17 protein-coding genes are annotated in these 21136 nt (G+C 41.7%); 7 read left to right on the plus strand and 10 right to left on the minus strand.

What is annotated here, in order from left to right:
- The first annotated feature begins 36 nt into the window (after positions 1-36).
- The 4 genes from glpD (at position 37) to NSQ25_RS04630 (ending at position 5586) form a co-directional block, all read left to right on the plus strand.
- Positions 37-1698 (plus strand): glycerol-3-phosphate dehydrogenase, encoded by a 1662-nt coding sequence (gene glpD / locus NSQ25_RS04615; protein ID WP_326136638.1) that lies wholly within the window; start codon positions 37-39, stop codon positions 1696-1698.
- Positions 1699-1892: 194 nt separating this feature from the next.
- On the plus strand, positions 1893-3638 hold the full coding sequence (locus NSQ25_RS04620) for a phospho-sugar mutase (RefSeq protein ID WP_214755289.1): 1746 nt from the start codon (positions 1893-1895) through the stop codon (positions 3636-3638).
- Between the two features lie 155 nt (positions 3639-3793).
- Positions 3794-4939 (plus strand): GAF domain-containing sensor histidine kinase, encoded by a 1146-nt coding sequence (locus tag NSQ25_RS04625; protein ID WP_081124153.1) that lies wholly within the window; start codon positions 3794-3796, stop codon positions 4937-4939.
- On the plus strand, positions 4936-5586 hold the full coding sequence (locus NSQ25_RS04630; protein WP_024425298.1) for a response regulator transcription factor: 651 nt from the start codon (positions 4936-4938) through the stop codon (positions 5584-5586). The genes NSQ25_RS04625 and NSQ25_RS04630 overlap by 4 nt, the downstream gene beginning before the upstream one ends.
- A 375-nt stretch (positions 5587-5961) precedes the next feature.
- On the opposite strand, the gene NSQ25_RS04635 is transcribed toward NSQ25_RS04630, so the two are convergent.
- Positions 5962-6210 (minus strand): YhdB family protein, encoded by a 249-nt coding sequence (locus tag NSQ25_RS04635; protein WP_024426598.1) that lies wholly within the window; start codon positions 6208-6210, stop codon positions 5962-5964.
- A 248-nt stretch (positions 6211-6458) separates the two neighbouring features.
- On the opposite strand from NSQ25_RS04635, the gene NSQ25_RS04640 reads away from it, so the two are divergent.
- Complete coding sequence (locus tag NSQ25_RS04640; RefSeq protein ID WP_224426432.1) at positions 6459-6722, plus strand: YqzG/YhdC family protein; 264 nt, start codon at positions 6459-6461, stop codon at positions 6720-6722.
- 110 nt (positions 6723-6832) lie between these two features.
- Here NSQ25_RS04640 and NSQ25_RS04645 read toward each other — a convergent pair whose 3' ends face one another.
- Positions 6833-8308: a catalase gene (locus NSQ25_RS04645; RefSeq protein WP_024426596.1), complete on the minus strand. Its 1476-nt coding sequence runs from the start codon at positions 8306-8308 to the stop codon at positions 6833-6835.
- Positions 8309-8467: 159 nt separating this feature from the next.
- Positions 8468-8899: an Rrf2 family transcriptional regulator gene (locus NSQ25_RS04650; protein WP_024425294.1), complete on the minus strand. Its 432-nt coding sequence runs from the start codon at positions 8897-8899 to the stop codon at positions 8468-8470.
- Positions 8900-9082: 183 nt separating this feature from the next.
- On the opposite strand from NSQ25_RS04650, the gene NSQ25_RS04655 reads away from it, so the two are divergent.
- Both NSQ25_RS04655 and NSQ25_RS04660 read left to right on the plus strand, forming a co-directional pair.
- Positions 9083-10282, plus strand: a complete 1200-nt coding sequence (locus tag NSQ25_RS04655) for a globin domain-containing protein (protein WP_326136636.1) — start codon at positions 9083-9085, stop codon at positions 10280-10282.
- A gap of 76 nt (positions 10283-10358) precedes the next feature.
- Positions 10359-11771, plus strand: coding sequence for a SpoVR family protein (locus NSQ25_RS04660; protein ID WP_034282259.1), 1413 nt, complete (start codon positions 10359-10361; stop codon positions 11769-11771).
- Between the two features lie 38 nt (positions 11772-11809).
- Here the strand turns inward: NSQ25_RS04660 and garD are convergent, their stop codons facing one another.
- The 7 genes from garD to NSQ25_RS04695 form a co-directional block, all read right to left on the minus strand.
- Positions 11810-13387, minus strand: a complete 1578-nt coding sequence (garD, locus tag NSQ25_RS04665; protein WP_061109607.1) for a galactarate dehydratase — start codon at positions 13385-13387, stop codon at positions 11810-11812.
- A 13-nt stretch (positions 13388-13400) separates the two neighbouring features.
- On the minus strand, positions 13401-14105 hold the full coding sequence (locus NSQ25_RS04670) for a FadR/GntR family transcriptional regulator (protein WP_101677415.1): 705 nt from the start codon (positions 14103-14105) through the stop codon (positions 13401-13403).
- 71 nt (positions 14106-14176) lie between these two features.
- Positions 14177-15541, minus strand: coding sequence for an enolase C-terminal domain-like protein (locus NSQ25_RS04675; protein ID WP_034282254.1), 1365 nt, complete (start codon positions 15539-15541; stop codon positions 14177-14179).
- 27 nt (positions 15542-15568) lie between these two features.
- Positions 15569-16945: an MFS transporter gene (locus NSQ25_RS04680; protein WP_046310382.1), complete on the minus strand. Its 1377-nt coding sequence runs from the start codon at positions 16943-16945 to the stop codon at positions 15569-15571.
- Positions 16946-17010: 65 nt separating this feature from the next.
- Positions 17011-18477: an alpha-ketoglutaric semialdehyde dehydrogenase GucD gene (gucD, locus tag NSQ25_RS04685; RefSeq protein WP_034282252.1), complete on the minus strand. Its 1467-nt coding sequence runs from the start codon at positions 18475-18477 to the stop codon at positions 17011-17013.
- Positions 18478-18498: 21 nt separating this feature from the next.
- On the minus strand, positions 18499-19425 hold the full coding sequence (gene kdgD, locus NSQ25_RS04690; protein WP_326136635.1) for a 5-dehydro-4-deoxyglucarate dehydratase: 927 nt from the start codon (positions 19423-19425) through the stop codon (positions 18499-18501).
- A gap of 180 nt (positions 19426-19605) precedes the next feature.
- Positions 19606-20967 (minus strand): alkaline phosphatase, encoded by a 1362-nt coding sequence (locus tag NSQ25_RS04695; RefSeq protein ID WP_098676769.1) that lies wholly within the window; start codon positions 20965-20967, stop codon positions 19606-19608.
- Between the last annotated feature and the right edge of the window lie 169 nt (positions 20968-21136).

The following is a 21136-nucleotide window of genomic DNA, read 5'->3' on the forward strand; positions in this document are numbered from 1 at the left end:
CTTTTTCTTTACCGTACAACATGGGAGGAACAAGAGATGACTTTTTCTAGCTTAGAAAGAGAACAAATGCTGCAGGAAATGACAAAAAAACCATATGATGTGTTTATCATTGGTGGGGGTATAACAGGCGCTGGTACAGCACTTGACGCGGCTTCACGCGGAATGCGTGTCGGTCTTGCAGAAATGCAGGATTTCGCAGCAGGTACGTCTAGCCGCTCAACGAAACTAGTGCACGGCGGACTTCGTTATTTAAAACAATTTGAAGTGAAAATGGTCGCAGAGGTCGGTAAAGAGCGTGCCATTGTATACGAAAATGGTCCTCATGTCACAACGCCAGAATGGATGCTTCTTCCGATGCATAAAGGCGGGACATTTGGTAAGTTTTCAACCTCTATTGGGCTTAGAGTGTATGACTTTTTAGCTGGCGTAAAGCATAGTGAACGCAGAAGCATGCTAAGTGCAAAAGAAACACTTGAAAAAGAACCGCTTGTCAAAAAGGACGGCTTAAAAGGCGGCGGTTACTATGTTGAATACCGTACAGATGATGCACGCCTCACAATCGAAGTCATGAAAGAGGCTGTGAAATTTGGAGCGGAAGCGGTCAACTATGCGAAAGTAAAAGAATTTATTTATGATAAAGGCAAAGTGGTTGGTGTTGTCATTGAAGATGTCATGACACAGAAAACCTACGATGTGTATGCGAAGAAGATCGTCAATGCGACAGGTCCATGGGTAGATCAGCTGAGAGACAAGGACCACTCAAAAGAAGGAAAACACTTACAGCATACAAAAGGAATTCACTTAGTATTTGACCAATCGGTCTTTCCATTAAAACAAGCGATTTACTTTGACACACCTGATAAACGTATGGTCTTTGCCATTCCAAGAGAAGGCAAAACGTACGTTGGAACAACAGATACAGTGTACAAAAAACAGCTGGAGCACCCGCGTATGACAAAGGCCGATCGTGACTATGTCATCCAAGCGATTCAGTACATGTTCCCTGATCTCAATATTACAGAAAAAGATGTAGAATCCAATTGGGCCGGTCTTCGTCCGCTCATTCATGAAGAGGGCAAGGATCCTTCAGAAATTTCTCGTAAAGATGAAGTGTGGACATCATCTTCAGGCTTAATCACCATTGCTGGCGGTAAATTAACAGGCTACCGTAAAATGGCTGAGCATATTGTCGATCTAGTACGTGATGGACTGAAACAGGAAACGGGCAAAGATTATGGACCATGTAAAACAAAACATATGCCAATCTCAGGCGGCCATGTAGGCGGATCTAAAAACATGGCAGCCTTTGTTCAAGCGAAAACAGCAGAAGGTGCATCTGTTGGTTTAACAGAACCGATTGCACAAAAACTAGCTGAGAAATATGGCTCAAATGTCAGCAGTCTCTTCAAACGTGTCGAGCAGCTTCAAGGGGAAGCAGACAAACGAAATATTTCAGCGTATGTACTGGCAGAGCTTGTCTATGCGATTGAAGAAGAATTAGCCGTTACTCCTGTTGACTTCTTCTTAAGAAGAACAGGAAGCCTATTATTTAATATCAATTGGGCAAAAAAATATGCACAGCCAGTCATCGATTATATGGCAGAACGTTTTGGCTGGGATGAAGTAGCAAAACAGAAATATCAAACAGAATTAGATCAACTATTCCATGAAGCAGTCGTACCGCTTGATGCTGAATAAAAAGAAGACAAAGGGCTAAAGCAAGATCATTTTAGCCCTTTGTCAACAATCTGAAAGCCGATCATGTATCGGCTTTTTTTATTTGTGCAGCATTTTTTCCAGCTGCTAATGATATAGCATGACATAAAGGATGTTTCCATATAAAATAACAGTAGATGTTATTTTATTGATGATAAGAGCTGGGGAGGACGACCATGAGTTGGAAGACGAATTATGAGCGATGGATCAATGAGAAGCACCTGGATACTGAACTAAAGGAATGGCTGGAGACGCATCAAGATGACCACCAGGCCCTTGAAGACTGTTTCTACAAAAACCTTGAGTTCGGCACTGGAGGAATGCGCGGTGAGATTGGTGCAGGCACGAACCGAATGAATGTGTACACTGTTCGTAAAGCATCAGCAGGTCTTGCTGCGTATATTGCGAAACATGGAGAGGGTGCAAAAAGAAGAGGCGTTGCCATTGCATATGATTCACGCCATAAATCGCCTGAATTTGCAATGGAAGCAGCCAGAACACTTGCTTCACAGGGTATTCAAACGTACGTATTTAATGAATTGCGTCCGACACCAGAGCTCTCCTTTGCGGTTCGTGAGCTGCATGCATTTGCTGGAATCGTGGTGACAGCAAGTCATAATCCACCAGAATATAATGGCTATAAAGTGTATGGTGAAGATGGCGGGCAGCTACCTCCATTTGAAGCAGATCAAGTCATTCAAGAAGTAGATGCAATTGAAAATGAACTGTCGATTTCAGTTGATTCTGAAGAAACGTTGAAACAGCAAGGGCTGATCAAAATAATCGGAGAAGAAATCGACCATGCTTATATTGAAAAATTAAAAACCATTAGTGTGCACCCTGAGCTGGCACATGAGGTCGATGTCAAAGTCGTGTTTACTCCGCTTCATGGGACAGCCAATCACCCTGTCAGAAACGGGCTGCAGGCTCTTGGATATCAGCATGTCACTGTTGTGCCTGAGCAGGAAAAACCGGATCCACAATTCTCAACAGTGACCTCGCCGAATCCAGAGGAGCATGCAGCATTTGAGTACGCCATCAAGCTTGGTGAAAAACAAAATGCAGATATTCTCATTGCCACAGACCCAGACGCTGACAGGTTAGGTATTGCGGTCAGAGATCACGAAGGAGAATTTACTGTCTTAACAGGCAACCAGACAGGCGCCCTGCTGCTTCATTATTTATTGTCTGAAAAACAAAAGCTGGGTCAATTGCCGCCTCGTCCCGTTGTGATGAAAACCATTGTCACAAGTGAGCTTGGGCGCGCTGTAGCATCAGCTTTTGGTGCCGACACGATAGACACACTCACAGGCTTTAAATTTATTGGAGAAAAAATTAAGCAGTTTGAAAAGAGCGGAGAATACACGTTTCAATTCGGTTATGAAGAGAGCTATGGCTATTTAATTGGTGATTTTGCCCGAGATAAAGATGCGGTGCAAGCGGCACTTTTAGCCGTTGAAGTTGCTGCCTTCTATAAAAAGCAGGGCAAGTCCTTGTATGATGCGCTTGTCGATATTTTCAAGCAGTTTGGATTTTACCGGGAAGGATTAAAGTCGTTAACCTTAAAAGGAAAAGAAGGAGCAGAGCAGATTTCAGCGATCCTTCATACCTTTAGAACAAATCCGCCAGCTGCCATCGCAGGGCAGCGGATCACAGTGATTGAGGATTATCAATCAAGTCAAAGACAACTTGTGGCTGAAAAGAAAGAGGAAACCATTCACCTGCCAGCATCAAATGTGCTGAAATATTTCCTTGAGGATGGTTCTTGGTTCTGCTTAAGACCTTCCGGCACTGAGCCTAAAGTGAAATTTTATATTGCAGTCAAAGGCACGTCTTTAACAGATAGTGAAGAAAAGCTAAAGCATTTGTCAGAAGAAGTGATGAAAGTCGTTTATGATATTGTGGAAGAAACAGCGAAATAACGAAAGACAAGGCCATCGTGTATGAATGCATGATGGCCTTTTCTCAGCCAAAAGGATGAGAAGAAATCATTCTTTTGGAGAAAGAGCGACGAGGGGGCTCATGGTATAATGAGCGTAATGATAAGTGAAGGCTGCAAATGCCGGGGGTAAACAGTATGGGAGAATACCAAGAGAAGGTTGAAACATTAAAAACGTTAAAAGAAATTGCTGAAAAGCTAAATGAAGGCATGGAAATGAAAGAAACGCTCCATGAAGTGCTCCATATGCTGATGGATGTCACAGGTTTTCATTCAGCATGGATTTATTTTATAGAAAAAGACGGGTCATATGAACTGATGGCAGAGGTTTCCTTACCTGAAGCACTTGCAAAGCATCAAAAGCAGCTCATGTGTCAAAATGATTGTTATTGCATCAACCGATACACAAAAGGCTCGCTGCAATCAGCCACCAATATTATTAACTGCAAACGGATTGAAACGGCAATTGAAGAAAAGCTCGGGGATACAGAAGGAATTACTCATCATGCAACCGTACCGCTAAAAGCATGTAAGCGTACGTTCGGCTTATTAAATGTGGCGGCAAAAGGAAAAGTCACATTTACGCAAGAAGAGCTGAATTTGCTTGAAAGCATTGCACTTCAAATTGGCACCGCCATTCAGCGGATGAAGCTTGTGCAAAATGAACAGCAGCACGCACTTCTGGAAGAAAGAAACCGGCTGGCACAGGACTTGCATGATTCTGTCAACCAAATGCTGTTCTCTGTGAGTCTGACTGCTAAGGCTGCACGGCAAATGACAAGCGATCAACATTTAGGAGAAATGATTGATTTTATTCAGCATTTGTCACAAGATGCTCTGATTGAAATGCGGTCACTCATTTGGCAGCTGAGACCCAGAGGCCTTGAAAAAGGGTTTACGACAGCAATTGAAGAGTATGCACAGCTTTTAGGATTACGCTGCACTTTATCTTTATCAGGCTGTATAGAAATGGACCATTCTCACAATGAAACTTTGTTTCGGGTATGTCAAGAAGCGCTCAATAACTGTCAAAAACATGCGGAAGTAGAAGAAGTCGAGGTCAAGCTTGAGCAATCAAAAGACACGTTGGAGATGAAAATCATTGACCACGGAAAAGGTTTTCAATATGACGAGCAGATGAGCCTTCCTTCACTTGGGCTGAAAGGGATGTCTGACCGCATCCGAAGAGCAGGTGGTACATTTTGTATCCATTCAGAGTTAGGTAAAGGGACTACGATTCATGTAAAAGTGCCATTTTCACAAGAAAGGAAGGGATCGTCATGAGAGTTGTCATTGCAGATGATCATCATATTGTGAGAAAAGGGCTTGTGTTTTTCTTGCAGACACAGTCTGATGTGGACATCGTTGGTGAGGCGTCCAATGGGCAAGAGGCATTAGAGGTTGTCAGAGAAACCCGGCCTGACATTGTCTTAATGGATTTGTCTATGCCTGTAATGAATGGCATTGAGGCAACGAAACAAATGACGCTGGAAATGCCGGACTCCCGCATTGTGATCCTGACAAGCTATGCGGATAAAGATTATGTCATTCCCGCCATTCAAGCAGGGGCGAAAGCCTATCAATTAAAGGATGTAGCACCAGAAAAGCTGCTTTCGACCATGATTGAAGTTCAAAATGGCACCTACCAGTTAGATGGTCATATCACGACCTTTCTCGTGCAGCATCTGACAGAGCCAAAAGAGCAGAAATGGGCATTGATGAAAGAGCTCACCAATAGAGAGCGAGATGTCTTATTTGAGATTGCAAAAGGCAAAAGCAACAAAGAAATTGCCTCATCGCTGTTTATTTCTGAAAAAACTGTCAAAACGCACGTATCTCATGTATTATCAAAATTAGAGCTGGCAGATCGAACCCAAGCGGCTCTGTATGCAGTGGATTATCAAAAAAATCAGCCGAAAGAGCTGCTATGACAGAAGGAGATCTAGACGTCATGCTAAAACTTTTAAGCGCACATTCAATTCAATGAATTGAATAAAAAAGAGAAGCATGAACAGTTTAATTTCTAATAGAAAAACCAAAAAAGACTTGATGAGTGTATGCTCATCAAGTCTTTTTTTATTTTAAAGGAGGGGATGAACCGGTCAATCACAGGTGAATGTAAAATAGGAGGGGATCTAGTGAGGCATATGAATTAGTAAGTGATTTTCGTCATGATGATGACAAATTAAAAGAGAACTTGAATAAGCTTGCGATCCATACATTAACTCTAACGCTTCCCATTACAGCGCACTGCTAATTGTATATAAAAGGGAAGGGCTAAAAAAATTCATTTTAGCCCTTTTTCTTTATGTGTACATCGGTTGTGAATAAACTTCAGAAGCAGCAGCCTCTGAAGCATGATCAATGTACTGCAGGAGCCCATATAAACATTTTTCAACATCTGCATCGTTCCGGTTAAATTGATACGCATGTAAGAAATGCTCAATACGTTTCGAGAGCAAATCATCTTGCGTACGTACCATAAGAATAAGTAAATTATCCCATTGCGAGCGATGCGTATAATAAAGTGCTTTATCATAATCCGCCACATTCATTAAACCTTCTCCTTTCCCTTGAGAAGTCTTCATTAGTTTGCTCGGATCATATCGACTTTTTCAGGGGAAAAGTTGGTGTCCGCATCAATCGTGTACCGGGAATTATAGGCTGAATAATTGCTTCATGTATGAAAAAGGACAGGCTTGCTAAATCTAAACAAAACATATATGAAAGTGAGTTCAATGATATCATGCAGCCGAAATGGTGGATGCTTATTGCAGCAGGAATCGTTTTGCTTGGCAGTTTGATGATTCATCCTGCATCAAAAGCAGCAGTGCAGCCGTTTGAAAATTGGGAAAGACTTGCGTACACAGCGTTTAAAGATGAATATAAAGGTGCCGCATTAAATGATTATCATTACATTGGCCGGACAGAAGTGAATGATGAGCAGACAAAAGATGTGTTTCGCGTCACTGTAAAGGAAGGGTCAACTCGCTTTGCCGCACATGCAGAAATTTATTTTCATCCGGTGACTGGTCATTTGATTAGTATTAACGTGTTTCGACTATAAAGAAGCACCTTTTTTTGTAAAGGGTGCTCGAGGCGTTCAGTCAAAAAAGACAAAGGGCTAAAATAAAGATCATTTCAGCCCTTTGTCCAACAATTTTTTTCGAAATGGAATTACTTCATGCTACCTTGAAGATAAGCGCGAATATCCACACCAAGTGAATCTGCTAATCGCTGGCCGTAATCTTCATCGGCACGATAGAAGTTGCAGATTGCAAGTAATTTTGTTTGGTCATTCACATCTTTCAAATCAGCTGTTAGGTTTTTAATCAATGCTTGTTTCTCTTCTTCAGAGTAGCTTCGATATTTTTCTCCAGCTTGTTTAAAATCGTTCGGTTTTTCAATTTTTTGTCTCACCATACGGTCACCGTGAAGAACTGGCTCACTTTCTTTGTAGTGAGGGTTTTCTTTTGGCTGATCGGCATAACGGTTTGGTTCATAGTTAATATGACCGCTTGGACGAGTCGTTGTCATAAAGCCATCCTGCTGGTTATTGTGTACAGGTGCATAAGGGCAGTTAACCGGAATGCGCATGTAGTTCGCACCAAGTCGGTGGCGCTGCGTATCAGGATATGAGAACAGACGGCCTTGAAGCAGTTTATCTTCAGATGCCTCAATTCCTGGAACAAATGCACTTGGCGTGAAAGCAGACTGTTCCGTTTCAGCAAAGAAGTTTTCAGGGTTGCGGTTGAGTGTCATGCGGCCTACTTTTTGAAGCGGGTAATCTTCCTCGCTCCACGTTTTTGTTGGGTCACATGGATCATAATCAAGTTCATCATAATCGCTAAGCGGCATAAGCTGAACATATAAGTCCCATGCTGGGAAGTTGCCTTTTTCAATGCGGTCATATAAATCTCTTGTCGCATGCTGGAAATCGTTTGCTTGAATTTCCGCTGCTTCTTCCATAGATAAGTTGCGAATACCTTCAGAAGGTCTCCAGTGATATTTTACATATTTTGCTTCGCCGTATTTATTCACCCATCTAAATGTATGCACACCAGAACCGCGCATTTCAGCATAGCTTGCAGGGATTCCTTCGTCAGAGAAAAGCCATGTGAGCATATGAGTGGATTCAGGCGTTAAGGTCATAAAATCCCAATAACGGTCAGGATCTTGAATATTGGTTACAGGATCTGGCTTGAGAGAGTGAACCATATCAGGGAATTTCAATGCATCACGAATAAAGAAGATCGGCAAGTTGTTACCAACGAGATCATAGTTGCCCTCTTCTGTATAAAATTTGACAGCAAAGCCGCGCGGGTCACGCAATGTTTCAGGTGAACCTTTCGGATGAATAACGGTGGAGAAGCGAACAAAAACGTCTGTTTGTTTTCCTTCTTCACTTAAGAAGGCTGCTTTTGTATGTTTCTCCATGCTGTTTTCTACTTCAAACACACCGTAAGCGCCGGCGCCTCTTGCATGAACGACGCGCTCTGGAATACGTTCACGATCAAAGTGTGCGAGTTTTTCAATCAAATGGTAATCATCAAGAAAGGTAGGTCCGCGGTGACCAGCTGTTCTTGAGTTTTGGTTATCGCCCACAGGCACGCCTTGGTTCGTTGTCAAATTTTTATGATTTGAATTTGTCATTCTTTTCTCCTCCTGTAAACAAAAAAGTGTTTTCTAGCAATCTATATACCCTAATTATATTGAATCAAACATGATAGTCAATATTTATTTATAATAATTTTAAATAAATTATTATTACAAGAAGGTAAAGAAAAAGACGAAAGAATAAATTCTTTCGCCTTAAAGCAGGAGCTCTCTAAGAGCATCTTTGTTTTGTGTTAAATCGTTTAGTGTGTATCGGTCTAGAACGCTTAAATAAGCAGTGAGTGCTTCATGAAGTACATGCTTTAATGAACAAATTGGGGAGATAATGCAGCTGTTTTTCTTTGGATCAAAGCATTCAACCATGACTAAATCATCCTCTGTATAACGGACAACCTCTCCAATATTAATGCTTTCTGGGCTTTTTCCAAGCCTGATCCCGCCATTTCTTCCGCGAATCGTTTCCACATACCCGCGTTTTCCAAGATGATAAATCACCTTCGTCAGATGATTTTTAGAAATGCCATAAACATCGGCGATCTGCTGAATATTTGACAGTTCATTATTTTCTCTCGAAGCTAAATAAATGAGTACCCTTAATGAGAAATCTGTGTAATTCGTAAGTTTCATTTTGACGACCTCTAAACCTAATAGAGTTTTGTATCATCGTAACACATTTTAGACAAAAACTGTTCGAGAAAGTGTAAAATGTGACAACATTTAAAACATGTATTATAAATATTGCTTTTAGAGGCTGTCATCCATTACGATAAAGATGTATTTAAAATACTTCTTTTGAAAGAAGGAATGACGATGTTATCTAAAGATCAAATGAATGCAATAAAGCAATCAGCTCCTCTACTAAAAGCCGAGGGAACCAAACTTGTCACTGTTTTTTATCAAAATATGATTCGCCAGCACCCGGAGCTGCTCAATCAATTTAATAAAACAAATCTGATGAACGGAAGTCAGCCAGAGGCACTTGCTGCGACACTATATCAAGCTGCACTGCACATTGATCGATTAGAAGAATTACTTCCTGCGGTCAAACAAATTGCCCATAAGCATCTCAGTGTCATGGTCAAAAAAGAACAATACCCAATTGTCGGATATCACCTGATTGAAGCGATGAAAGATGTGTTTGGCTTAAGAGAAGAGGATGCCACTTTATTAGCTTGGAAAGCTGCATATGACATCATTGCGAATATTTTCATGACCATAGAAGCAGAAATGATGGATGAAAATGTGAAACAGACAGGCGGATGGGCAGATGTGAAGCCGTTTGTGATTAAGAAAAAGAAGCAAGAATCTCCATCGCTTATCTCTTTTTATTTAGTACCAGAAGATGAATCAGAGCTGCCATTGTATCAAGCAGGCCAATACATTACGGTTCAGGCAGATATGCCAGGAGAAGCCTATATGTGCAGCAGACAATATAGCTTATCAGACGAGCATCATCCATCTTATTACCGTATTACAGTGAAGCGTGACGGTCATGTGTCTACATTTTTGCATGATGAAATGGAAGAAGGGGACGTTCTTCAAGTGAGTATGCCGCAGGGAATGTTCTGCTTGCAAGGAGACACAAAAGAGCCTGTTTATTTCATCAGTGCTGGGTCTGGTGTCACTCCAATGATTGGTTTAGTAAAAACTGCCGCACAAAACAGCCAGACATTCACGATGATTCATGCAGATCGATTAGAGGATGTAAATGCTTTTGAAAATGAGTTTGAACGCGTTCTAGCTTCAGCTTCTCATGGGCGCATCATCCTATGTAACGAACAATTTGCGCAGTCTGGAAAGGGTGAGCTTGTTGAGAAAGCGTCTTCCCGCATTGACCGTCCATTTCTTCAATCGGTGATCGGAGAAGGGAAAGGCCAATTTTATCTATGCGGTTCCCCGGTGTTTACACAGGAGATCATTCATATTTTAAAAGAGCTTGGAATTCCATCGCGCAATATTCATTTCGAAGCATTTGGCGGGCAATCCACAAAAGAAATGGAAGTCGTCTAAACGGTTGGCGGAACATCATGTTTTTTTACATACGCTCATATAGTAGGGATAAGTCCGATGAGGAGGGATGGTTTCCTTGAGCGTATCTGAAAAACGTCTTTTACAAAGAGCGATTGATGAAATTACAGAAATTGCAGAAGGATTTGGTCTAGATTTTTATCCGATGAGGTATGAAATCTGTCCCGCGGAAATTATTTATACGTTCGGTGCATATGGAATGCCAACACGATTCAGCCACTGGAGCTTTGGGAAGCAATTTCATAAAATGAAGCTTCATTATGATTTAGGATTAAGCAAAATTTATGAACTGGTCATCAATTCAAATCCTTGCTACGCCTTTCTACTAGATAACAATACGCTCGTTCAAAATAAATTAATTGTGGCTCATGTATTGGCACACTGTGATTTCTTCAAAAATAATTGCCGTTTCCAAAACACAAAACGAGATATGGTCGAAAGCATGTCAGCAGCGGCAGAGCGGATCAAAGAATATGAGCATATCCACGGAACAAAAGAAGTCGAAGCCTTTTTAGATGCCGTATTGGCTATCCAGGAGCATATTGATCCGTCTCTTGTTCGATCAAAATTAAGCTGGAATATGGACGATGAAGAAAGTGAAGATGATAAACCAAAACGTCAAACGCCTTATGATGATTTGTGGGGAATGGATGAGCCGAAAATGCGTGAGAAAAAGAAAACCGTTAAGCAATTTCCGCCAAAGCCTGAAAAGGATCTTTTACTCTTTATTGAAGCGCATTCCCGGGAGCTGGAGCCATGGCAGCGGGATGTTCTTACCATGCTGAGAGAAGAAATGCTCTATTTTTGGCCGCAGCTGGAAACAAAGATTATGAATGAAGGCTGGGCATCGTATTGGCACCAGCGGATTATGCGGGAGCTTGATTTGGATTCAAGTGAATCGATAGAGTTTGCGAAATTAAATGCAGGTGTGGTGCAGCCATCTAAAACAGGCATCAATCCTTACTATTTAGGGCTGAAAATTTTTGAAGATATTGAAGAACGCTATAACAACCCATGTGAAGAATTAAAAAAAGCAGGGGTCAAAGAAGGATCTGGCCGCAGTAAAATGTTTGAAGTCAGGGAAATTGAATCGGATATTTCTTTTATTCGAAACTACTTAACGAAAGACCTTGTGATGAGAGAAGACTTGTACTTGTTTCAAAAGCAGGGGAGAGATTATAAAGTCATTGATAAAGAATGGAAGGCGGTTCGTGATCAGTTAGTCAGTATGAGAGTAAATGGCGGCTTTCCGTATTTGACCGTGATCGATGGCGACTATTTAAAAAATAACGAACTTTATATCAAGCATTGGTATGAAGGCATTGAACTTGATCTGAAATACTTAGAAAAAGTCCTTCCGTATTTATATCAGCTGTGGGGAAGAAGTGTGCATATCGAGTCAGTTCTTGAAGGAAAAGAAGTGATGTTTTCTTATGATGGAAAAGGGGTTCATAGGAAATATCTTGCTTAATGATCTTAAAAAAAGATGTCCTCAAACGGACATCTCTTTTATGTGACTGGGGCTGGATTAAATAGACACAAATCGTTATGAATCCCCCAATGATCGGCCCATGTTTCTTTCCGGCCGCTGGCGATATCTAGTATATAATGAAACAGGTCTGTACCGACTTCCTCGATTGTTGCTTCTCCGGTTGCAATACGGCCGGCATCAAAATCAATAAGATCCGGCCATTGTGTCTGTAAGCTGGTTTTCGTAGAAACTTTTATTACAGGTGCTGCTGCTAGGCTGTATGGAGTTCCTCGGCCTGTTGTGAAAATTTGTACATTCATACCAGAGGCGAGCTGCAGTGTTCCGCAAACAAAATCGCTTGCCGGCGTCGCAGCAAATATCAGCCCTTTGGTGGCCGCTTTCTCACCAGGCCCAATCACACTAGATATTGGACTTGTGCCAGATTTGGCGATAGATCCAAGCGCCTTTTCTACGACATTGGATAAACCGCCTTTTTTATTTCCTGGGGAAGGATTTGCACTTCTATCTGCTTGACCTCTGCTTAAATAGTCGTCGTACCATTTCATTTCCCGTATAAGTGCCTGCCTCGTTTCTTCATTCAAAGTTCTTGGAGTTAATAGGTGAATGGCATCACGCACTTCTGTCACTTCTGAAAAAAGAACCGTTGCTCCTGCTTTGACAAGGAGGTCTGCTGCATATCCAACGGCGGGGTTTGCTGTTACACCTGAGAATGCATCGCTTCCACCGCATTGTAAGCCTACCACTAAATCCGATACAGGACATGGGACGCGTGTCCGCCTATTGAGTTTCTTTAGTTTGTGCTCTGCAGCCTTCAGAATGGAGGTAATCATTGAAGAAAAGCCTGATTCCTCCTGTAATGTTAAAATATCGTCTTGCCGCTCTTCTGACACAATGCGTGATGGTATGAGTTTTTCACAGCCTAATCCAATGACGAGCACTTCTCCGCCAAAGTTCGGATGTGTGGCTAAGTTTTGGATGGTTCTGATGGGAATGACCGCATCTGGTGCATGAATGGCCACACCGCAGCCGTATTGGTGGTGGAGGGGAATTACGTCATCCACATTTGGATATTTCGGCAGCAGATCTTCCTTGATTTTTTTGACCGCATAGTCAAGAACCCCAACGACACATTGCACGCTTGTTGTAATCCCGAGAATATTTTTAGTACCAACAGAATGATCTGGATTTCGGTATCCCTGAAATTCATAACCATCAAGCTTTTTAAGCGGAGGACCGCTGTATGTTAGGCATGATAATTTGTCTAAAGGAGGAGGAGCTGGCATTTGAACGAGCTCTTCTTTCACCCAGCTTCCCTGTATGATGGTTTCGTTAGCGTATCCAATGATTTCACCATATCGCACAATTGGTGCATGCTGTTCAATTGTCTTAAGTGCAACTTTATGCCCTTGAGGGATGCGTTCAGTTAACGTCAATCCACTTGAAAAGCTGGTGCCAGCTGGTAGTCCGCCATCATTTACGATGATTGCTACATTATCCTTTGAACTTACCTGAATATATAGGGGTGCTTCCTTTGCTTTTTGATTCAAGAGATCACTCCTTTGAAAGCGCTGTCTTTTTAAGAGGAGAGGAAGCATATCCGCTTCCGTATCATGGCGTTTGATTTAATCCTTTTAAAATCTTATCACGTACAAACTTCAAATGTTCATGCATATGGAAGTGTGCTTGATATGGGTCTCTAAGCTGAAGCGCTTCATAAATTTTCTGATGATAATTAACGGTCACGTTTTTTTCTCGATAAGGAATTTGGCTGTCAATCTTGGCGTGTGATACTAAAAGCGCCTGAATCATGCCTTCAACAACTGGATTGTTTGCACTTAAGGCAATAATCCGGTGGAATTCTTTATCGGCTTCACCATAGTTGTTATCTGTACTTTCCTCAATCATTTCAATGGTTCTTTCTAATTTTTTTAATTCTGCATCACTAATTTTCTCAGCAGCAACGGTGACAAGGCCTAGTTCTAGTACCATACGAGCTTCTAGAATGGCTGGTAAATTATCTTGAGCCAGTGCGAGCATAACTGAAAATGGCTGATTGCTAATTTTATCATTAAAATATGTACCGCCTCGTGTTTTTCTAGTGATAACGCCTAATGTTTCAAGAGAACTTAAAGCTTCGCGCAACACAGGGCGGCTTACCGATAAAATATCCATGAGTTCCATTTCTGTTGGCAGTTTGTCACCAGCTTTTAATTGTCCGCTAGACAATAAATGAACGATACGTTCTATGACTTGTTTTGCTAATGTTTTTCGATTCACTGTTTCAAATTTAAGTTCATCCATACTTTCATTCACGAGTCATTCTCTCCCTTCAGTTGTTCAATTGTAAGACAAAATGAAGGGGAATACAATCATTTACAGTCAAACTACCGAATCAAACACGGTTTTTTCGGGTCGAATGTCCAGCCATTCATGAGATATTGCATCTGAATGGCATCATTTCTTGCACCAAGCTTCATTTGTTTATATAAACGGTTGGCTTCCTCTATCTTTTCTAGATCAATTTGAATACCCAGCCCGGGTTCTTGTGGCACTTTGACACGACCTTCTTTGATTGAAAGTGGGTTCCTTGTTAAATGCTGGCCATCTTGCCATATCCAGTGGGTATCAATCGCTGTTATATGACCTGGTGCAGCAGCGGCAACGTGTGTAAACATGGCCAGAGAAATATCAAAATGGTTGTTTGAGTGCGATCCCCAAGTCAAGCCGTTATCATGACACGTTTGAGCGACTCTAACTGAACCTTCCATTGTCCAAAAGTGCGGGTCCGCCAGTGGAATATCAACTGCATGTAATTGGATGGCGTGTGACAATTGACGGAAATCAGTTGCGATCATATTTGTAGCCACTTGAATGCCGGTAGCTCGTTTGAATTCGGCCATAATTTCTCTTGATGAGAATCCGTCTTCTGCTCCACATGGATCCTCTGCATATGCAAGCACATGTTGTTTTCCTTTGCAAAGCTGAATGGCTTCATCAAGAGACCACGCTCCATTAGGATCAAGTGTGATGCGCGCATTTGGAAAACGTTTTGAAAGAGATTCTACAGCTTCCATCTCTGCTTCCCCGGAAAAGACACCGCCTTTTAACTTGAAATCCTGAAATCCATAGCGTTCATAAGCCGCTTCAGCCAAACGGACAATGTCCATCGGTGTTAGTGCTTTTTGACGCCTTAGCCGGAACCAGCTGCAAGATGAATGATCTTCTTTCAAATAGGGGAGAGGGGTTTTCATTTGATCCCCTATGTAAAATAAATACCCAAGCATGTCAACGACCTGTCTTTGTTGACCTGTTCCTAATAAGGAGGCAACCGGTTCTTCTAAAAATTGACCTAATAAATCCAAGAGAGCCGCTTCTATCGCTGTAACAGCATGTATTGTTGTCCGTAAGTCAAAGGTTTGATTGCCTCTCCCGCTTCTATCGAGGTCTTGATATGTTTGCTGCACCGATTGCAGGATGGCATGATATTGCCCAATTGGTTTTTGGAGGACAAGTCTGGCGGCTTTTTCAAGTGTTTGTCGAATGTTTTCACCGCCGGGAACTTCTCCGACTCCTTGACGGCCACTGCTGTCTGTTAGTATGACAACATTTCTTGTGAAAAAAGGTCCATGCGCTCCGCTTAGATTCAAAAGCATACTGTCATAGCCGGCAACAGGAATCACCTTCATGTCAGTAATGTAAGGGAGATTGTTTGCTCGTTCCTTTTTGACTTCTTTTAAGTATTGATTCATATATATCCTCCTTTATATAAAGCGCTTTCAAATAGAGCTGGATGGGACTTGGGCCGGAGGTGTTGAAGGGGGTTCTTTTAACTTCACACGTTTAATGGGACCCACAAGGAATAAATAACTTAAGATTGCAATAACGGCATTACTGCCGACAAAGACGAGCGCACCACTGAAAGAGCCTGTCGCATTGACAATATATCCAATGATAATGGGTGTTGTAATGGATGCAATGTTGCCAAAGGTATTAAATAAACCGCCGCTTAACCCGGCACATTCCTTTGGGGAGGTATCTGATACAACGGCCCAGCCAAGTGCACCGAATCCTTTTCCAAAGAAAGCAAGCGACATAATCGCAACAACAATCCATGAAGATTCTGTATAGTTGCAGATGATCATACTGCATGAAAGAAGCATGCCGATAATAATGGGTGTCTTTCGTGCGAAAGTAAGCGATTTCCCGCTTTTTAATAAAAAATCGGATAACAAGCCGCCAAGGATTCCGCCTAAAAAACCGCAGAGAGCTGGCAGGGAAGCAACAAAACCTGCTTCGAGAATGGACATTCCTTTTGCTTGAACAAGATACACAGGAAACCACGTCAAGAAAAAATAAGTGAGGGTGGTAATGCAATATTGAGCAATATAAACCCCAATTAACATCCGATTTGAAAGTAATTGTTTCACGTATGGCCATTTGGATTCTTTGTTTTGCTGGCTCTTTTCATCGTCCATTGAGGTCAAAGCCCCACCTTTTGATATGTAATCGAGCTCTGCTGCGTTAATTTTCGGGTGTTGTTTTGGATTATAGACGGTTTTTATCCAAAGAAAAGACAGCAAAATACCGAGGATTCCCATAACAACAAAAACAGAATGCCATCCTAAAGAATGTGTAAGCCAGCCCATAATTGGAGAGAAAATGACAAGCGCAAAATACTGAGCTGAATTAAAGAAAGCAGAAGCTGTTCCACGTTCAGAACTAGGAAACCATGCAGCCACTACACGGCTATTGCCTGGAAAGGAAGGAGCTTCCGCCAGCCCTACTAAAAATCGCAGGGTAAAAAGGAGAATAATCGCAGTACCCGCTGTAAAAAAACCTATGGCACCTTGAAACAATGTAAACAAAGACCAAAAGAAAATACTGCAGGCAATCACCATTTTAGAACCGAATTTATCCAATAAATAACCGCCAGGCAATTGGCCAATGACATATGCCCAGCCAAAAGCAGAAAAGACATAACCCATTGATACAGAGCTAAGACCAAGGTCATGTTGAACAGAATCTCCAGCAATAGAAAGGGTAGCACGATCTGCATAATTGACAGAAGTGACAAGAAACAGCATGAAGACGATAAACCAGCGGACAGACGTTTTTTTATCAGTTTGTGAAGCATGGAAGAGGTTATTTATCATCATTTCTTCTCCTTTTCTAAAATAGAGAATTGAGGAGGGCAGATGCCCTCTCAAATGCTTCAATTTTACGATTTAATGAAAACGGTTTGAATGGCTGTAAAGAATTCCTTTGCCGCTTCTCCTTGTTCACGAGAATGAGAGCTTGATTGTTTCATTCCACCAAATGGTGCCTGTAACTCTACACCAGCACTTTCTGCATTAATTCTAATGAGCCCAGCTTGGATATTCTGAATAAAGGACAGCATACGACCGATATTTTGTGTGAAAATAGAAGCGCTTAAGCCAAAAACCACATCATTGGCAATGTGAAATGCTTCATTGATATCTTGCACTTTGATTAAAGCAATGACAGGACCAAATATTTCTTCTTGAGCGATGGTCATGTCTGAGGTGACATGTTCGAAAATAGCAGGCTCAATAAAATAACCATTCTGATAATCACCATCTGTTAATGGTTCCCCGCCAAAAAGGAGGGTGGCACCTTCTTTTTTTCCAGTTTCAATATAGGAAAGGCATTGATCAAGCTGCTGTTTGCTTGCGATCGGACCCATCCATACGTCTTTTTTTAAACTGTCCCCAATAGTGATCTCTTGCGTTTTTTGAACGAGTTTTTCTTTAAAGGCATCATAGATGTCTTCTTGGACAATGACTCGGCTCGTTGCTGTACATTTTTGTCCAGTTGACCGGAAGGCTCCTGTAATGGCTGCTTCTACCGCAAGATCAAGATCCGCATCATTGGCTACGATAACGGGGTTTTTTCCTCCCATTTCAAGCTGATACTTAATCCCGCGATCAAAGGCTTTTTGACCGATGGCTTTACCCGTTGCATTTGATCCAGTAAATGTAATTCCTTGGATATTTGGATGTTCAATCATTCCTTGACCTACGACAGCTCCCGATCCTGTGACCATATTGACTACTCCTTTTGGAAGGTGGGCATCTGCAAAGCAGGCCATGATTTTTGCGCAAGTAACGGCAGTTTCTGTCGCAGGTTTAATGACGACCGTGTTCCCATAAATGAGTGCAGGAGCCATTTTCCAAATAGGGATCGCAATAGGGAAATTCCAAGGAGAGATGATGCCTACAACACCTAATGGAACCCTTTTAGTGAACATGAGTGCCTCTCGGTCAGTAGAAGGAATGACATCGCCTTCTTTGCGCATTCCTTCGCCGGCATAGTAGCGGAGAATGGCTACACCGCGTGCCGCTTCTCCTTTTGCTTCAGGCAGAGTTTTACCCATTTCTTTTACAGCAGTAATGGCAATGTCATCGAGACGTTCTTCCAGCAAATCAGCTGCTTTATAAAGATATTGTCCTCGTTCTGCACCTGATAAATCTCGCCACATCGTCTTTGCTTCATGAGCTGCAGTGATGGCTGCGTTTACATCTTCGAGACTTGAGCGCTGCACATATCCAGCAGCCTCCTCTTTGTCGGCAGGATTTTGAATGGGGATCACTTCTCCTGTGGAAGCCTTTACCCATTCACCATTGATATAATTGAAGTACGTTTTTTGTTTCACTGAAGTGGACATAATATGAGCTCCTTTCTTTCGTTAATTCACAGCCGCTTTTTTCGGGAAGCGTTCCATTGCGTGCTGTAAAATGTTCTCTAGTTCTTGATAGTGTTCTTTTTCTACAGGAACAACAGGCGGTCTTGCTGAATTGCGGACAGAATGTCCCATGATGTTCATGCCGGCTTTAATGAGTGAGACGGCATAGCCCTTTCTCTGTTGGCGAATCCGGTTAATCGGTAGAATAACAGTTGTGTAAATGTCCTTGACCGTTTCTTGATCACCCGTTTTTAGTGCGTGATAAAACATTCTTGAGATGTGCGGGATATAATTAGAAATTGCGGAGGAATAGGAATGAAAACCAATCGGTAAGTAAGCCGGCATTGTGACCTCTGCCATAGGCAATCCATTTATATAGCTGAGCCTGCTGCCTATTGTATAGGAAAGATTCACGTTTAAATCCATATCACCGACCCCATCTTTTACACCAACAAGCTGTTCAAAAGAAGTGAGCCGTTTGATTTGCTGCACAGAAAGAACAGCATTATCTCGTTGATATAAGATGGCATTTAGGTTTGTACTTTCTATAATGGTTTTGGCGTATTCATATAATCCTTCTTGTTCACCATGAATTAAATAAGGAGGGAGTAATAAGTAACCGTCAACGCCTTTTTCCTCGGAAATTTTCGCCCACTCCAGTGCGGTATTTAAATTTCCTCCAACTCCTGAATAAACAGGAACTTGACCACCGGCAGCTGCAAGTGCCACATCAATCATTTGCTCGTATTCTTTTTGACTAATAGACTGAAATTCTCCCGACCCACATGCAATAAAAATGGCATCGAGCCCTTCGTCTAGTAAGAATTGAATGTTTTGAAATAGTGCTTCCTCAGAAAGCTGACCATTTACTTGAAAAGGAGCGATAGGAAAACCTAATATGCCTTCTGGTGCTCTTCTACCTTGAATCATTGCTAAAAACCTCCTGTAATTTGTTAAAAAGAAAGGTAAGCGCTACCAAAAACTCTTTTGTTTAATTGTAAGACAAATAAACAATTTGTCAATATCTTTATTTTCAGAAATTTCAACTGGGAGATTGAACAATAAAAAGAGCAGGCATTTTCTACACCTGCTCTTACAATGTTCTTCGTTTTATTGATGAAGTAATTTAAAGATATGTTTCGCTTGATCTGTATTTTCCATCAGACCTTTTAGCTGCTGGCTTGTTGGGCCATACGCAAAGAATGGAACTTCATCACCGGTATGACCAGAAGTTGTCCAGCCTGTATGTGATCTTGTATTGATCACTTCTTCAATCGCATCATCAATTTTAACAGTATCCTTTGTTTCAGCGGCCTTTTGAATAGAGGCTGTTTCTTCTTTTGTGAAATCAAGATTGATATATTGTTTCAGCGCTGACTCGACAGGCATGCCGCTGACAATTTTGTTTGCAATAAAGTCAGGCGTTTTTTTCGCTGCTTTGACCGGTTTGTAATCCCAGCTGCCTGAACCGTCTGCTCCGAAGGAAAGTCCGCCAGTTGAATGATCTGCGGTCGTGATGACTAACGTGTTTTTATCCTTTTTCGCAAAACGAATCGCTTCTTCAAATGCTTTTTCAAAATCCTTCATTTCGCTCATTGCACTGACAATATCATGATCATGTCCAGCCCAGTCAATTTGACTGCCTTCGACCATAAGGAAAAATCCTTTTTTGTTTTTAGACAGCTGTTTGATAGCTGAGGATGTCATATCTTGCAGGGAAGGGGTCGTTTGATCACGATCAATGGCTTTATCGAGACCTCCATCAGCAAAAATGCCTAACACTTTTTCATTTTTGTTTTTTTGTAAGGCGGCTTTATTGGTGACATAATCATAACCGGCTTGTCTGAATTCCTTCGTCAGATCACGATCCTTTCGGACAAAATCGACAAGTCCTCCGCCAAGCATGACATCGACTGTATGCTGTTTTCCGATTTTCTCATCGAAGAAGTCATCAGCGATGGCTGCAGTGTTTTTCCTAGACACATCGTGAGCGGCATACGCAGCAGGCGTAGCATTTGTTAATTCAGATGTCACGACAAGACCCGTCGATTTTCCCTTTCGTTTGGCTTCTTCTAAAACGGTTTTTAGTTTTTTGCCGTTTTTGTTTACACCAATGGCATTGTTGTATGTCTTTTTACCAGTGGCCATGGCTGTACCAGCTGCTGCTGAATCGGTAATGTTACTTTTAGAGTCGTCAGGGTATGTTTTATGCATGCCAGTGAGGTAAGGGTCAAACGCTGTTTGCTTTGAAAGGTCACCGTTGTGTTTAAATGAGCGGTAAGTTGAAAGATAAGGTGTTCCCATGCCATCTCCAATCAGCACGATCACATTTTGCACGTCATTTTTCGGCTTCTTTTTAGCCTCAGCTTTGTCAGCTTGTCCAAATTCAATCCCTGAAAAAATGCCAATCGATAGCACAGATGCTGCTGCCACTGCAGCAATTTTCGTTTTCGAGCTTTTCAACACACTCATTCATTTTGCCTCCTCATTGTTTATGTATCGCTCTTACGTTTACAATGGTAGAGCAGAAGTGTGGATTCCTCTTTACAGCACCGTAAAGTTCACTTTAAAATTGTAAAGGTCCACTTTACATAGAATGAACCAAAAAGAGAAATGAATGTATCATTTATCCATGACAAGA

This window comes from Bacillus sp. FSL R5-0512, from assembly GCF_038593295.1.
Classification (GTDB): Bacteria; Bacillota; Bacilli; order Bacillales; family Bacillaceae; genus Bacillus; species Bacillus safensis.

Coding starts and splice junctions, on each gene's coding strand:
- glpD (WP_326136638.1), top strand. CDS start 37: ATGACTTTTTCTAGCTTAGAAAGAGAACAAATGCTGCAGGAAATGACA.
- NSQ25_RS04620 (WP_214755289.1), top strand. CDS start 1,893: ATGAGTTGGAAGACGAATTATGAGCGATGGATCAATGAGAAGCACCTG.
- NSQ25_RS04625 (WP_081124153.1), top strand. CDS start 3,794: ATGGGAGAATACCAAGAGAAGGTTGAAACATTAAAAACGTTAAAAGAA.
- NSQ25_RS04630 (WP_024425298.1), top strand. CDS start 4,936: ATGAGAGTTGTCATTGCAGATGATCATCATATTGTGAGAAAAGGGCTT.
- NSQ25_RS04635 (WP_024426598.1), bottom strand. CDS start 6,210: ATGAATGTGGCGGATTATGATAAAGCACTTTATTATACGCATCGCTCG.
- NSQ25_RS04640 (WP_224426432.1), top strand. CDS start 6,459: ATGATTCATCCTGCATCAAAAGCAGCAGTGCAGCCGTTTGAAAATTGG.
- NSQ25_RS04645 (WP_024426596.1), bottom strand. CDS start 8,308: ATGACAAATTCAAATCATAAAAATTTGACAACGAACCAAGGCGTGCCT.
- NSQ25_RS04650 (WP_024425294.1), bottom strand. CDS start 8,899: ATGAAACTTACGAATTACACAGATTTCTCATTAAGGGTACTCATTTAT.
- NSQ25_RS04655 (WP_326136636.1), top strand. CDS start 9,083: ATGTTATCTAAAGATCAAATGAATGCAATAAAGCAATCAGCTCCTCTA.
- garD (WP_061109607.1), bottom strand. CDS start 13,387: ATGCTTCCTCTCCTCTTAAAAAGACAGCGCTTTCAAAGGAGTGATCTC.
- NSQ25_RS04675 (WP_034282254.1), bottom strand. CDS start 15,541: ATGAATCAATACTTAAAAGAAGTCAAAAAGGAACGAGCAAACAATCTC.
- NSQ25_RS04680 (WP_046310382.1), bottom strand. CDS start 16,945: ATGATAAATAACCTCTTCCATGCTTCACAAACTGATAAAAAAACGTCT.
- gucD (WP_034282252.1), bottom strand. CDS start 18,477: ATGTCCACTTCAGTGAAACAAAAAACGTACTTCAATTATATCAATGGT.
- kdgD (WP_326136635.1), bottom strand. CDS start 19,425: ATGATTCAAGGTAGAAGAGCACCAGAAGGCATATTAGGTTTTCCTATC.
- NSQ25_RS04695 (WP_098676769.1), bottom strand. CDS start 20,967: ATGAGTGTGTTGAAAAGCTCGAAAACGAAAATTGCTGCAGTGGCAGCA.